This window comes from Pseudomonas sp. 43A, from assembly GCF_013363935.1.
Classification (GTDB): Bacteria; Pseudomonadota; Gammaproteobacteria; order Pseudomonadales; family Pseudomonadaceae; genus Aquipseudomonas; species Aquipseudomonas crudilactis.
In genome coordinates this window covers 1813289-1828366 of record NZ_CP054880.1, presented here as the reverse complement: position 1 = coordinate 1828366, position 15078 = coordinate 1813289, and the positions used below count along the sequence as shown (strand labels likewise).

Below are 15078 nucleotides of genomic sequence, written 5' to 3'. Positions count from 1 at the left end.
GTGGATTGCTGGCAATACGCCGACCTGAAATACCGAGCCGAACTCAGGTCTGAACAACATGAAATTCGACTCCCTTTCCCCGAGCTGAACTCAGGTCTGAACAGCACGAAGATCGGCTCCCTTTCCCCCTCGCCCACCTGGGGGTGAGGGCTGGGGTGAGGGGGTAAATCCGGAAATGCAAACCCGCTGGCCGATATTCGCCCACCCATGCGACCAACGAATGACTGCCGGCGCGTGTATGCCCCACCGAGGCGCGGTATACTGCCGCGCCTTTTTAGCGTCGCGCCAGCAGCCCCGGCGTGCCTTGAAAGGTGTCTGCGACCGACCGATGCACCCAAGCCGCAGGCACCTTATTGAATGTTCCCGTCTTTTAGAGGAGCGCGACTCATGACCGTGATCAAGCAAGACGACCTGATTCAGAGCGTTGCCGACGCCCTGCAGTTCATTTCCTATTACCACCCCGTGGATTTCATCCAGGCGATGCACGAAGCCTACCTGCGCGAAGAATCGCCAGCGGCCCGTGACTCGATGGCGCAGATCCTGATCAACTCGCGCATGTGCGCCACCGGCCACCGCCCGATCTGCCAGGACACCGGTATCGTCACCGTGTTCGTGCGCGTCGGCATGGACGTGCGTTGGGATGGCGCCACCATGGGCCTGGACGACATGATCAACGAAGGCGTGCGCCGCGCCTACAATCTGCCGGAAAACGTCCTGCGTGCCTCGATCCTCGCCGACCCGGCGGGTGCTCGGAAAAACACCAAGGACAACACCCCTGCCGTGATTCACTACTCCATCGTCCCGGGCAACACCGTGGAAGTGGACGTGGCGGCCAAGGGCGGCGGTTCCGAGAACAAGTCGAAAATGGCCATGCTCAACCCGTCCGACTCGATCGTTGACTGGGTGCTGAAGACCGTTCCGACCATGGGCGCCGGCTGGTGCCCTCCGGGCATGCTCGGCATCGGCATCGGCGGCACCGCCGAGAAAGCTGCGGTGATGGCCAAGGAAGTGTTGATGGAATCCATCGACATCCACGAACTGAAGGCCCGTGGCCCGCAGAACCGCATTGAAGAAATGCGCCTGGAACTGTTCGAGAAGGTCAACCAGTTGGGCATCGGCGCCCAGGGCCTCGGTGGCCTGACCACCGTGCTCGACGTGAAGATCATGGATTATCCGACTCACGCCGCCTCGCTGCCGGTGTGCATGATCCCGAACTGCGCCGCCACGCGCCACGCGCACTTCGTGCTCGACGGTTCCGGCCCGGCCTCGCTGGAAGCGCCACCGCTGGACGCCTACCCGGAAATCGTCTGGGAAGCCGGCCCGTCGGCTCGTCGCGTCAACCTCGACACCCTGACCCCGGAAGACGTGCAGAGCTGGAAGCCGGGCGAAACCGTCCTGCTCAACGGCAAGATGCTCACCGGTCGCGACGCTGCGCACAAGCGCATGGTCGAGATGCTCAACAAGGGTGAAACCCTGCCGGTCGACCTCAAGGGTCGCTTCATCTACTACGTCGGCCCGGTTGATCCGGTCGGTGACGAAGTGGTTGGCCCGGCTGGCCCGACCACCGCGACGCGGATGGACAAGTTCACCCGGCAGATCCTCGAGCAAACCGGCCTGTTGGGCATGATCGGCAAATCCGAGCGCGGCCCGACCGCGATCGAAGCGATCAAGGACAACAAAGCCGTGTACTTGATGGCTGTCGGCGGCGCTGCCTACCTGGTGGCCCAGGCCATCAAGAAGTCCAAGGTGCTGGCCTTTGCCGAACTGGGCATGGAAGCGATCTACGAGTTCGAGGTCAAGGACATGCCGGTCACCGTTGCGGTGGACAGCAAAGGTGAGTCCGTTCACATCACCGGCCCGGCGATCTGGCAACAGAAGATCAGCGAAAGCCTGGCGGTAGAAGTGCAGTAAACGCCTGAAGGCGTAAAAAAGAAGGCCGACCCGTCAAATGACGGATCGGCCTTTTTTTGTGCCTGCGATTGCATTGGAGATAACTGATTCGGCGATAAAAATCCGAGGCAACCACACAAATCGATCTTGTGCACCTGTCAGGTTTGACAGGTTACGCCCTTGGCAATTGTTGATAGCGTCATTTCACTTACGCCACCGCAAGTGCACCGGACGCAATCATGGCCGAACAAGACCTGAGCATCGTTACTCCCTCCATCGCCAAGAGTTCATCGATTGCCACCATCGGTAAAAGCTGGGGCGCCGTGGGGCCGACCGGTGCAGCGTCCTTCGAGCTGCCCATCCCTCTCTCGAGCGGATGGGGTCTGGCGCCGCAATTGTCGCTGACGTACAGCAGCCAGAGCGGTAACGGGTCCTTCGGTATCGGCTGGGGCATGGGGCTGAGCCAGATCAGCCGGCGCACCGCCAAGGGTGTTCCGCGTTATACCGAACACGATGAGATCGTCGGTCACGATGGCGAGGTATGGATGCCGGAGCTGGAAGCTGACGGCACGATCAAGTCGCGTTTTGAATCAACCTACGGCGGCAAGAGCATCGGCCCGCATCGCGTGGTCCGTTATTGGCCGCGCGTTGAAAGCGACTTTGCCCTGCGCGAGCAATGGCAACTGCAGACCCGTACATCGGAGAACGCTGCGTCGACGTTTTGGCTGATACATGGCGCTGATGGCTCGCTGCACGTCTATGGCAAAACCGCCGCCTCACGCCGTGCCGATCCGGATGCCGCGCAAAATATTGCGGCGTGGCTGCTCTGCGAAAGCATGAACACCCACGGCGAGCATATCTGCTTCGTTTACAAAGCCGATGATCAGGATCCCGACCCGACCCACGACTACCGCGCGCAGCGTTATCTGGAGCGGGTGTGTTACGGCAACTTCACGGCAAGCGAGCGTTTGTTCGCCTGGACCGTGCCAGACCCGAGCGAGCTGGATTGGCAGTTTCAGCTGATTTTCGACTACGGCGAGCGTACGGCGTCGCTGAGCGAAATCCCGCTGTACGACGGCGACACACTCGGGCCGTGGCGCGTGCGCCCGGACCCCTTTTCGACTTACGGTCAAGGCTTTGAAATCGGCACGCGCCGGCTCTGTCGGCAAGTGCTGATGTTTCATCAAAATCCCGCCGACCTGCGAGAAAAACCGCTGCTGGCGCAACGTCTGCTGCTGGAATACCGCATTGCGCAAAACATCACGCAATGGGACTACAGCCAGATCAGCGCCGCGCATTATCAAAGCTTCGATGCCAGCGGCCAGGTCGAACACTCGCCACCGGTGGAGTTCGACTATTCCACTTTCCAGATCAATAAAAACCCTCAGCGCCTGCTTGCTGCAGATAACCAGCCGGGCGTCGAAGATGGCGGGTTCTATCAATGCGTCGACCTGTACGGCGAGGGTCTGCCGGGGTTTCTCTGCCGTTATGACCAGGCGTGGTACTACCGCGAACCGCTGCGAGCAGCGGCGGGAGGTGATGAGATCGGCTACGGCCCATGGACGGCGCTGCACCGGACGCCAGTGGCCGACCGTAATCGTGCAGTCCAGCACATGCTTACCGACCTGACCGGTGACGGGCGGCTCGACTGGATCACGGCCCAGCCAGGCAGCAGCGGTTTCCGTACATTGAATGCGCAGCGAGACTTCGCCGATTTGGTCCCGTTCACGGGGTTCCCGCTGGAGTTTTTCACCACGTTGGTGCAACTGGGCGATTTGAGCGGTGATGGTCTGAGCTCTATTGCGCTGATCGGTCCCAACTCGGTGCGCCTGTACGCCAACCGCCGCAAAGCAGGCTTCGCCGCCGCCGAGGATGTGCCGCATGGGCCGGCCGATGACCGCTTGCCAATCTTCAGCAACGCACCGACCGAACTGGTGATGCTCGGCAACTTGCTGGGCAGCGACATGCCGGAGCTGTGCCGTATCCGCCATGACGAAATCCGCTGCTGGCCTAACCTTGGCCACGGCAGGTTTGGCGAGGGTCGCAAGATCAGTGACCTGCCGTTCACGTACGAGCAGTTCGATTCTTCGCGGATCCGGGTGGCCGACCTTGACGGTTCCGGCGCACCGGCACTGATCTATCTGAAATCCGATGTATTCGAAATCTACCTGAACCGCGGTGGCAATGGTCTTGAGCAGATACCGGTGAGCGTGCCCTGGCCCGAAGGCGTGCGCTATGACCGCCTGTGTCAGGTGAGCTTCGCCGACCTGCAGGGCTTGGGTTGTGCCAGCCTGATTCTGACCGTGCCGCACATCAAGCCGCAGCACTGGCGCTATGATTTCGTCGCGATCAAACCGTACCTGTTGACCGCCAGCAACAACAACATGGGCTGCAATGCCAGTGTGGTCTACCGCAGTTCCGCTCAAGAGTGGCTGGATGAAAAACAGCAAATCCTCAAGCGTAAAGAGCTGCCGGTTTCGCACTTGCCATTCGCAGTGCCGGTGGTGGTCCAGCAGCAGCAACTGGATGAGATCACCGGTAACTGCCTGACGCAGCTATTGACCTGGCGCGAAGGCGTTTACGACGGTGAAGAACGCGAGTTTCGTGGCTTCGGCCTGCTGCAGCAAACCGACAGCGAAAGCGCCGGCGACGGCGACGGCGACGAAGGCTTCACCCAGCCGGTGCGGGTCTGCACCTGGTTTCATACCGGGCAATCGATGGATCGCCGCCGTGAGCGTTATTTCAATGAAGACAAGGGCGCCATTGGCCTGGGCAGCACCCTGTTCAGCCTTACCCCGCCCAAAGAGGAGTTCGATCAGTCGATTGCCCCGCACGACGCCGATACCGAATACCAGATTTCCCGGGCGTTGGCGGGTTCGGTCGCCCGTATCGAAACCTATGCTGACGCAGACAGCGACGCACCGGGCATCGCCACGCCTCTGGCGGTAGAAGAGCTGCGCTATCGGGTGCGTGAAGTCCGCGCTCAGGGGCAGTACGCCGCCGCTGTTCTGCTGCCCCTGCTGCTGGAAAAAATCAGCTACCAGTACGACCGGTTTATCGACGATCCGCTGTGCCGTCATGAGATCAGCCTGCGCCAGAACGAATACGGTTCGACGACTCAGACGCTGACCGTGAGCTATGCGCGCCGACTGACTGAAGAGAGCCCACCGCCCTTTACCGATCCAGATGAACAACAGTGGTGGCGCGATGCCCATGACGAGGCACAGCAGTCGTTTTACCTGAACGAAACCCGTGCGCAATACATTGACCTGACTGATCCTCAGCAGTGGCGGCTGGGCCTGCCGTATCTGCAACGCGCCAATGCGCTGGTCTTGCCCAAAGGCACACTGCCAAGCGGCCTCAGCCCGACACAGGTGTCGTTCGAGCAACTGGCGCGCCATGAGGATTCGCCGCACTGGAACACCGAACGGGTACTGACGACCCAGTCCATACAGCGCTACGTGAAATTCGACGGCACAGCGCTGGCTGACGGTGAAGCCGAATTCGAGGCCCTGGCCGGGCCGCTGGAACTGGCGCAACTGGACAAGACTGCCCTGGACGCCTATAGCATCCTGCCGCCGCCGTTCAACATCCATGCGGAATTGAGCAAAATCGGTTATACGGCGATGCCGTTTCTGTTTGAACCGACCGCCCCGCCCGGGGCTGACCCGGCGCTGTATTCGGCGCACTTCGGCTTTGCCGAATACGCCGGCCCGGATCGCTTCTACGATGTCCTGAGCTACCGTGAAACCCCTAGCCACGGCCACACCAGGGCTGAATACGACGACTATGGCCTGGCGATCATCCGCGTCGAATTGCCAGATGGCTGCACCACCCACATCACTTACGACTATCACGCCCTGCAACCACTGAGCATCACCGACCCCAACGAGAATATTGAAGAGGCCATCTACGCGCCTTCCGGGCAACCACTGGCCACCAGTTTTCACGGCACTGAAAATGGCATTGCCGCAGGATTCAGGCCGCTGAGTGAATACAGGCGACCCGAAGATCTTCGCCCGGATCCGGCCATTGCCGATCCGGAGGCTGCTGTGCAAAAGGCCGCCAGCACCGTGCGCAAGGATTTGTTCAGCTGGATGGGCAGCGTTGCTGTCACCGCGCAATGGGTGGATCAAGGCTATCTGCTGCCCAGCGGCCATATTCGCGCCAGTGCCCGTCAGCGGCTGGCACGAAGCACCCATCTGACCAGCACCGAAAAGACCTTGCTCGAGGCGATTACCACAGCCCACCGCGAGCCGGTACACAGCGTGATGCTCAGTGCCGACCGCTACCCCGATGACGAGATCGCAGCGCAGATCCAGATCGTCAAGGCCTGTGTCGACGGCTTTGGCCGGGCACTGCAAACCCAGCAACGGGTTGACCCGGGCATGGCGTACAAGGTTGAAGATGGCTCACTCGTTGTCGAAGATGGCCAGTACGTCGAGGTTCTGGCGAACCCGCGCTGGCGCATCAGCGAACGAGTCGAGTACAACAACAAGGGATTGCCGGTTCGTCAGTTCCGACCTTTTTTCGCGGATACCCATCGGTACGTCAACGATCAATCCCTGCGCAAACTTGGCCACTTCGATCAGGTGTACTACAACGCCTTGGGCCAGCAGATCAAACTGGTCAACGCCAGAGGCGACATCTCCCGCGAGGCTCACCATCCCTGGTATCGCACCAGCGAAGATTTCAACGACACCGCGCAACCGCCACCCCGCTCGGAATCGCCACGCTCATGACCCCCTCACTGGATTGGCGCACGCCTGCGATTTCGGTGAACGATGGCCGCGGCCTGCCTACTCGTCAGGTAGTTTATTTGCGCACTGTGGCGCAGGACACACCCACGCCATTGGTCAACCGTCAGCAGCACAACGCGAGCGGGCAGTTGGTGGCACAGTGGGATCCACGCCTTTCGGTTGCGTGCCTGAAGACGGTGTACCGCCTGGACGGCGAGTCGGTACAAACGGACAGCGTCGACGCCGGCTGGCGCCTGATCCTGCCGGGCCTGGCCGGCGAACCGGTGCAGCGCTGGGACGAGCGCGACGGTCATTGGCGCACGACTTTCGATAAGCAGTTGCGCGTAGTCGCCGTCGAAGAAAACGGCGTGGCCGATGTCGATGTGTTTGCCTACGCCGATGCCAGCGCCGACCCCCGGTTCAATCGACGCGGACAATTGCTGGAGCAACACGACAGCTCGGGCACCCTGCGCACCGACAGCTTCGCCCTCACCGGCCAGCCGCTGGCCGAAACCCGTTTCTTTGACGATGACCAAGGCTTCACCAGCCGTCGTGTGTTCAGCCCGATGGGCGCCGTGCTGGAGCAGACCGATGCCGGCGGCCATCGTCAGCAATCGTGTTATGGCCTGGCCGGGCACCTTCGGCAGGTACAACTGTTGATCAGCGGCCAGAGCCAATGGCAGCCCGTGTTGCTTGATGCGCAGTACAACGCCGCCGACCAGATCATCGAGCAGCAGGCCGGTAATCTTGTCCTCAGTCGCTGGACCTACGACCCGGCCGATGGTCGTCTGCACACCCAGTCCAGTCGCAAAGACACCGGCACAGTGCTGCAAGACCTCGAATACTTCTACGACCCCGTCGGCAACATTACCCGCATCGAAGACCACGCCTTCCAGCCGGTCTATTTCGCCAACCAGCGGGTCGACGGTCACCGTGATTTCAGCTACGACTCGCTGTACCGACTGGTCTGCGCCAGCGGTTACGACGACGGCCCGCTCTCGGACATTCCCGACCTGCCGAAACCCACCGACCCTAACAACCGCCTCAACTACACCCAGACCTACACTTACGACACTGGCGGCAATCTGGAGAAACTGGTGCATGTACGCGCCGGCGCCAACCGCACCGTGCAGATGCGCATTGATTCAGTCAGCAATCGCGGCGTGCGCTGGAAACCGGATGATCCGGAGCCTGACTTCGACACACTGTTCGACCGCCACGGCAACCAGCAGCACCTGCAACCGGGACAGGCCATGCAATGGAATGCACGGGATGAGCTGCAACGCGTGACGCTGATTGCCCGAGACGGCACTGATGACGACGCCGAACACTACCGTTACAGCCAGGGCGTGCGGGTGTTCAAACGCCATGAAACGTACACCGACAGCGCTGTGCACTTTCATCAGGTGCGCTACCTGCCGGGCCTGGAAATCCGCAACAAGGACAACGGCGAAGAACTGCACGTCATCTCGGTAGGCAGTGCGCGTTGCCTGCACTGGGCGAAAAAACCACCCGATGAAATCGCCAATGACCAAGTGCGTTACAACCTCGAAGATCATCTCGGCTCCTGCGTGATGGAGCTTGATCAACAGGGCGACCTGATCAGCCAGGAGGGTTACTACCCGTTCGGTGCCACGGCGTGGATGGCCGCACGCCACGCCGTCGAAGTGCGCTACAAATTCATCCGTTATTCAGGCAAGGAGATGGATGTCAGCGGGTTGTATTACTACGGCGAACGCTATTACGCACCCTGGTTACAACGCTGGTTGAGCGCCGACCCGAATGGTGCTGTAGACGGCCTGAATCTGTACGCCATGGTTGGCAACAATCCACTCCTGTACGTCGACAGGACCGGCGGCAAAAAAGCCGTATTCGAATTGCTTGGCGACTTTGTCGGAATGCTGGACAAGGCTCAGACAGCGGCGAATCAGATACATAATCTGGCCACTGAATTCGACGGGCTTGTTCCGGAAAACGCCGACATCAACGAGCTGCGTGCCAGTATGACTTTCGGCAAATTCCTCAAGTCAAAACACGGCATCAAGTCGGTCTTCAAGGGGGTCACTGCGGGAGGTACGGTAGTCGGGCTCCTGGGCAGCATCGTACCGGGTGCCGGTAATGCCATCGGCCTGGCAGTCGGTGCGGTTGTCGGAGCCGTGGCGATGCCTTTGTTACGCTACCACTTCTTCAAGAAAGGTTTGAAGCTGGCGCAAACGCTACACACTCGAGAACTCAAGGATGGTCTGAATACGCTTGGTGCAACTGTTTCGAACGGGGTCGACACAGTAAAGGATCTGCTCAACGGCGGCTCCGCCCTGATCGACACTATCAAAACCTTCACCAATAACCTGAACGCCTACCCTGAGGATCTTCAGCAAAGGTTCTACAAACAGTTGGACTCACTGGATGACGAAAAACAACGTCAAGTCATGAAGCTGGCGAGGACTGGAGTTGACCCGTTCGAAGCCATCGACAAAATAAGGGAAACAGCTCAGACGATACTCGACGCGCGTAGCGAAGCCGAAGGCGTTACCGAAAGTCTGCAACAGCTGCAACGGTCAATCGCTGAAGAACCGAGACCCAGACCGGTCCCGAAACCGCGACTGAATCTGCAGCGTCGACGTCAAGTGCAGGAAACATCCGTATGACCAACGTGGCCCGCGCGAAGATCGCGCCGAGCCACGTGGGCGCATGCTATCGTGCCCGCCCGTCCTGCCGACCCTTCGCCCAGCATGCTGCCGACTTCCCGAAACCTGCGTTTGTCGTTGTATACCCTGCTGATCATCGCCGGTGCGGCGCTTGCCGCCACGCTTGCGATCCGCCACGCCGAACGTCAGGCGCTGGAGGAAGACGCCGCTCGCGCCAACCAGCAACTGGCGTTGTACGCCAATTCCCTGCACACCCTGATCGACCGCTATCGCGCCCTGCCCGCCGTGCTGGCGCTGGATCCGCAACTGCGCTCGGCGCTGGCCGGGCCGGTCGATGCCGATGAACAGACGGCGCTGAACCTGAAGCTGGAAAAGATCAACGGCGCGGCGCAATCCTCGACCCTTGAACTGCTCGATCACACCGGCCTCGCCGTCGCCGCCAGCAATTGGCGTCTGCCGAGCAGTTACGTCGGCCACAATTACGGTTTTCGCCCCTACTTCAGCCAGACCCGCACCCAGGGCACCGGGCGTTTTTACGCCGTAGGCGTAACCAGCGGAATTCCCGGCTACTTCCTCTCCAGCGCAGTACTCGGTGACAACGACGAGTTCCTCGGCGCAATGGTGGTCAAGCTGGAGTTCCCCGAACTGGAACGCGAATGGAGCCAAGGCAATGACACGCTGCTGGTCAGCGACGCGCGCGGAATCATCTTCATCGCCAATCAGCCCGGCTGGCGTTATCGCGCACTGCGGCCGTTGAGCGCCAGTGATATGGCCGAGATCAAAGCCACGCGCCAGTACGACAAACAGTCGCTGCAGCCCTTGACCCATTTGTCCCTACGCCGCTTCGATGACAACAGTGATCTGCGCCGCGTAGAAGGCCCCGAGGGCACAGCGGATTATCTGTGGGAATCGCTGCCCCTGAGCGCCGAAGGCTGGACCTTGCACCTGCTGCGCCATCCGCAAGTGGCGTTTGAAGATCTGCGCAACGCCGGGCTGGCCGCCGCCGGAGTGTGGCTGGCGCTGGTGTTCCTGCTGCTGTTTCTCAACCAGCGCTGGCGCCTGTCGAAAATCCGCCAGCGCAATCGCGAAGAACTTGAACAGTTGGTGGAAGAACGCACCCGTGACTTGCGCACTGCGCAGGACGGTCTGGTGCAATCAGCCAAACTCGCCGCGCTCGGGCAGATGTCCGCCGCGCTGGCCCACGAAATCAATCAGCCGCTGACCGCGCAGCGCATGCAACTGGCGACCCTGCGCCTGCTGCTCGACCATGGCCGCGTCGACGATGCCTACAAAGCATTGAAACCGGTGGACGACATGCTCACGCGCATGGCCGCCCTCACCGGCCACCTTAAAACCTTCGCGCGCAAAAGCCCCAGCGGCTTGCGCGAACGACTGGATCTGGCGACGGTGGTCGATCAGTCGTTGCAGTTGCTCGATGCCCGGCTGCGTGACGAACAGGTCAGTCTGGTGCTGCACCTGACGCGTCCGGCGTGGGTGCGCGGTGATGCGATTCGTCTCGAACAGGTGCTGATCAACCTGCTGCGCAACGCCCTCGATGCGATGCAGGGCAAAGCGTGCAAGCGTCTCGAAATCCGTCTGGAAGCCGATGAACAATTGTGGCGCCTGAGCGTCAGCGACAATGGCGGCGGCATCGCCGAAGACCATCTGGGCCAGGTCTTCGATCCGTTCTTCACCACCAAACCGGTGGGTGACGGCCTGGGCCTCGGTTTGGCGGTATCCTTCGCCATCGTGCATGAATCCGGCGGCCGTCTGAGCGCCGAAAATGGCGACAGCGGCGCGGTGTTCAGCCTGACTTTGCCAATCGATCTGGAGGCACACATCTGATGCTCAACTCGGTGATGGTGGTCGATGACGAAAGCAGCATTCGCAGCGCCGTCGAGCAGTGGCTGAGCCTGTCCGGCTTCGAGGTTCAGTTGTTCAGCCGCGCCGAAGAATGCCTCGCCGCCCTGCCCGCGCACTTTGCCGGAGTGATCCTCAGCGACGTGCGCATGCCCGGCATGGGCGGCCTGGCATTGTTGGCCGAAGTGCAGAAACGCGACGCTGATCTGCCGGTGATTCTGCTCACCGGCCATGGCGACGTGCCGATGGCGGTCGAGGCGATGCGCGACGGTGCCTATGACTTTCTGGAAAAACCGTTCAGCCCGGAAACCCTGCTCGGCAGCTTGCGCCGGGCGCTGGACAAACGTCGTCTGGTTCTGGAGAACCGCGCCCTGCACGAACAGGCCGACAACCGCGCGAAACTCGATGCGACCCTGCTCGGCGTCTCCCGTGGTTTACAGACGTTGCGCCGGCAAGTGCTGGATCTGGCGGCGTTGCCGGTCAACGTATTGATTCGTGGTGAAACCGGCAGCGGCAAGGAATTGGTTGCGCGTTGCTTGCATGATTTCGGTCCGCGCGCGGCCAAGCCGTTTGTGGCGCTGAACTGCGCGGCGATTCCTGAGCAGCTGTTCGAAGCCGAGTTGTTCGGCCACGAGAGCGGCGCGTTTACCGGTGCCTCGGGCAAGCGCATCGGCAAACTGGAATACGCCGATGGCGGCACCTTGTTTCTCGATGAAATCGAAAGCATGCCGCTGGCGCAACAAGTGAAACTGCTGCGCGTATTGCAGGAGCAAAAGCTTGAACGGCTGGGTTCGAACCAGAGCATTCGCGTCGATCTGCGCATTGTCGCGGCGACCAAACCGGATCTGCTCGACGAGGCTCGGGCCGGACGTTTTCGCGAGGATCTGGCCTATCGCCTGAACGTCGCCGAACTGCGTTTGCCGCCATTGCGTGATCGTCGCGAAGACATTCCGTTGTTGTTCGAAACCTTCGCCCACCATGCCGCTGAACGCTTGGGGCGCACCTTTCCACCCTTGAGTGGCGCGCAATTGAGTCATCTGCTCAGCCACGACTGGCCGGGCAATGTCCGCGAACTGGCGAATGTTGCCGAACGTCAGGTGTTAGGCCTGGATGAGCCGGCACCGGGGATCGATCCGGGACAATCGCTGGCGGCGCAGCAGGAGGCGTTTGAGGCGCAGTGTTTGCGCGCGGCATTGACCCGGCACAAGGGCGATGTGAAAGCGGTGCTTGAAGAACTGCAACTGCCGCGCCGCACGTTCAATGAAAAGCTGCAGCGGCATGGGTTGAGTCGGGAGATGTTTTTGACTGAGTGAGGCTGCGTCGGGATTTTTGCTGTGGCTGAAATCCATCCCCCTCACCCCAGCCCTCTCCCCCCGGGGGGCGAGGGGGAAAGGGAGCCGATCTTCATGCTTTTCGAAACCTGAGTTCGACTCAGTATTTCAGGTCGGTGCAACTCGAACAATCCACTCGGTCAGTCCCCTCTCCTTCCGGGAGAGGGCTAGGGTGAGGGGCTTTTGATCTCAGCTCCAATAAGCGGAAATCCGCTCACAAGATCAATTCCATCGGCACAAATCCGCTCACCCAACCCCGCCCGCCCCTCTAAACCGGCCCTCCCCCCGTTGGCACACCTCCTGCTATAGCCCTCGCAGGCTGCGTTCCGACGCGCTCCACAAAAACAATTAAACGAAGGATCCTTCAATGGATAACTCCAACGCCCTGCCTCTTGGGTCGGCTGCCGTGCCCGCCAAAGAACGAACCACCGCCAGCCGGATCAAATCGATCTTCAGCGGCTCCGTCGGCAACATGGTCGAGTGGTACGACTGGTACGTGTATGCCGCCTTCTCCCTGTACTTCGCGAAAACCTTTTTCCCTGCCGGTTCCACCACCGCCCAACTGATGAACACCGCTGCGATTTTCGCCGTCGGCTTTCTGATGCGTCCGATCGGTGGCTGGCTGATGGGCATGTACGCCGACAAGGTCGGACGTAAAAAAGCCCTGATGGCGTCGGTCTACCTGATGTGCTTCGGCTCGCTGCTGATCGCCCTCAGCCCGAACTACGAAACCATCGGCATCGGCGCGCCGATCCTGCTGGTGTTCGCCCGCCTGCTGCAAGGCCTGTCGGTCGGTGGCGAATACGGCACCTCGGCGACCTATTTGTCGGAAATGGCGACCAAGGAACGTCGCGGCTTCTTCTCCAGCTTCCAGTACGTGACCCTGATCTCCGGTCAACTCATCGCGCTGGGCGTACTGATCGTGCTGCAGAACGTGCTGACCACTGAACAGCTGTACGCGTGGGGCTGGCGCATTCCGTTCGCCATCGGCGCGCTGTGTGCGGTCGTGGCCCTGTACCTGCGTCGCGGCATGGAAGAAACCGAGTCGTTCACCAAGAAAGAAAAGTCCAAGGAAAGCGCCATGCGCACCTTGATGCGTCACCCCAAAGAGTTGTTGACCGTGGTCGGCCTGACCATGGGCGGCACCCTGGCGTTCTACACCTACACCACCTACATGCAGAAATATCTGGTGAACACGGTCGGCATGAGCATCTCCGACTCGACCACCATTTCTGCCGCCACGCTGTTCCTGTTCATGTGCCTGCAACCGATCATCGGCGGCCTGTCGGACAAGATCGGCCGTCGTCCGATCCTGATTGCCTTCGGCGTGCTGGGGACGATCTTCACTGTGCCGATCCTGATGACCCTGCACACCATTCAGACCTGGTGGGGCGCGTTCTTCCTGATCATGGCGGCGCTGATCATCGTCAGCGGCTACACCTCGATCAACGCGGTGGTAAAAGCCGAATTGTTCCCGACCGAAATCCGCGCGCTGGGCGTCGGCCTGCCGTACGCACTGACCGTGTCGATCTTCGGCGGCACCGCCGAATACATCGCGCTGTGGTTCAAGAGCATCGGCATGGAAACCGGCTACTACTGGTATGTAACGGCGTGCATCGCGGTGTCGTTGCTGGTGTACATCACCATGAAAGACACCCAGAAGCACTCGCGCATCGTGACTGACTGATCGGTTTTTTACAGCCACTGCAATGGTGGCTGTGAGGGCCCCTTCGCGAGCAAGCTCGCTCCCACATTGGATCTGTGATCGACACAAATCCTCTGTGGGAGCGAGCTTGCTCGCGAATGAGAGCGACCCGGTATCAAGTCAACTCGGCAACTTGCTGTCTGCCATAGCGCTTCTGCGCATACGAAGCCCCGACAATCATCACCAGCAGAATCCCCGCCAGCACCGCCGACGAACCGATGGTGCCGAAGTCCAGTCCACCCTTCTCATGGGGCTTGGTCATCAAGTCGCCCAACGTCGCGCCGAACGGCCGGGTCAGGACGAATGCCACCCAGAACAACACCACCGTCGAAATCCTGGTGAAGTATTTCAGCAGCACGACTGCGGCGATGGTCGAGCCAATCAGCAGCGCGCCACCGGCAAAACCCAGCCCTGAATCGTCGGCAAGGTAGTCGCCCAGCGCGGTGCCGAGGGTGTTGGAGAACAGAATCGCCATCCAGTAGAACATCTCGCCACGAAAGGTCTGCACCTTGCTGACGTTGAGCGAGTCACCGCTCAGGCGCCACGCGGCAAAGATCGCCAGCAGGATCGCGATAAGGATCATCGAGCCGGTGGCGTAACCCAGACCGAGGGTGCGATCCATGAAGTCCGACATGGTTGTGCCGGCGGTGCTGGTCGACAGGATCACCAGCCAGTACAGCAAAGGCTTGTAAGTCTTGGCCATCAACTGCGTGATCAGCGTCAGCACAAACACGCTGATCAGAATCAGCGAACTCATGGCGTAGCCGACGTTGAGGGTCATCGACAGCAAATCCCCCGCGGTTTCCCCTAGGGTCGTCGCGCAGATTTTCATGACCCAGAAGGCCAGGGTGATTTGAGGCAGTTTATTCATCGCGGGGAAGCTCCAGTGTGTGACGGCCGGTTCT

The 15078-nt window shown here is 60.6% G+C and carries 7 protein-coding genes; 6 read left to right on the top strand and 1 reads right to left on the bottom strand.

What is annotated here, in order from left to right; genetic code table 11:
* Positions 1–387 precede the first annotated feature (387 nt).
* The 6 genes from HUW52_RS08065 (at position 388) to HUW52_RS08040 (ending at position 14155) form a co-directional block, all read left to right on the top strand.
* Positions 388–1911: a fumarate hydratase gene (locus HUW52_RS08065; protein ID WP_007916251.1), complete on the top strand. Its 1524-nt coding sequence runs from the start codon at positions 388–390 to the stop codon at positions 1909–1911.
* A gap of 218 nt (positions 1912–2129) precedes the next feature.
* Positions 2130–6632, top strand: coding sequence for a SpvB/TcaC N-terminal domain-containing protein (locus HUW52_RS08060; RefSeq protein ID WP_175553352.1), 4503 nt, complete (start codon positions 2130–2132; stop codon positions 6630–6632).
* Complete coding sequence (locus tag HUW52_RS08055; RefSeq protein WP_175553351.1) at positions 6629–9277, top strand: RHS repeat-associated core domain-containing protein; 2649 nt, start codon at positions 6629–6631, stop codon at positions 9275–9277. The genes HUW52_RS08060 and HUW52_RS08055 overlap by 4 nt, the downstream gene beginning before the upstream one ends.
* 84 nt (positions 9278–9361) lie before the next feature.
* Positions 9362–11122 (top strand): ATP-binding protein, encoded by a 1761-nt coding sequence (locus HUW52_RS08050; RefSeq protein ID WP_175555653.1) that lies wholly within the window; start codon positions 9362–9364, stop codon positions 11120–11122.
* Positions 11122–12450, top strand: coding sequence for a sigma-54 dependent transcriptional regulator (locus tag HUW52_RS08045; RefSeq protein WP_016987631.1), 1329 nt, complete (start codon positions 11122–11124; stop codon positions 12448–12450). Before HUW52_RS08050 ends, HUW52_RS08045 begins: the two co-directional genes overlap by 1 nt.
* A gap of 385 nt (positions 12451–12835) precedes the next feature.
* The gene (locus HUW52_RS08040) at positions 12836–14155 is read left to right on the top strand and encodes an MFS transporter (RefSeq protein WP_007912608.1); all 1320 of its coding nucleotides are present in this window, start codon (positions 12836–12838) and stop codon (positions 14153–14155) included.
* Positions 14156–14288: 133 nt separating this feature from the next.
* Here the strand turns inward: HUW52_RS08040 and HUW52_RS08035 are convergent, their stop codons facing one another.
* Entirely contained in the window at positions 14289–15044 is a 756-nt protein-coding gene (locus tag HUW52_RS08035) for a hypothetical protein (RefSeq protein ID WP_175553350.1), read from the bottom strand.
* Positions 15045–15078: the final 34 nt, after the last annotated feature.

Excerpts from the sequence above, each read along its gene's own strand:
- HUW52_RS08065 (WP_007916251.1), top strand. The coding sequence starts at position 388 with ATGACCGTGATCAAGCAAGACGACCTGATTCAGAGCGTTGCCGACGCC.
- HUW52_RS08060 (WP_175553352.1), top strand. The coding sequence starts at position 2,130 with ATGGCCGAACAAGACCTGAGCATCGTTACTCCCTCCATCGCCAAGAGT.
- HUW52_RS08055 (WP_175553351.1), top strand. The coding sequence starts at position 6,629 with ATGACCCCCTCACTGGATTGGCGCACGCCTGCGATTTCGGTGAACGAT.
- HUW52_RS08050 (WP_175555653.1), top strand. The coding sequence starts at position 9,362 with ATGCTGCCGACTTCCCGAAACCTGCGTTTGTCGTTGTATACCCTGCTG.
- HUW52_RS08045 (WP_016987631.1), top strand. The coding sequence starts at position 11,122 with ATGCTCAACTCGGTGATGGTGGTCGATGACGAAAGCAGCATTCGCAGC.
- HUW52_RS08040 (WP_007912608.1), top strand. The coding sequence starts at position 12,836 with ATGGATAACTCCAACGCCCTGCCTCTTGGGTCGGCTGCCGTGCCCGCC.
- HUW52_RS08035 (WP_175553350.1), bottom strand. The coding sequence starts at position 15,044 with ATGAATAAACTGCCTCAAATCACCCTGGCCTTCTGGGTCATGAAAATC.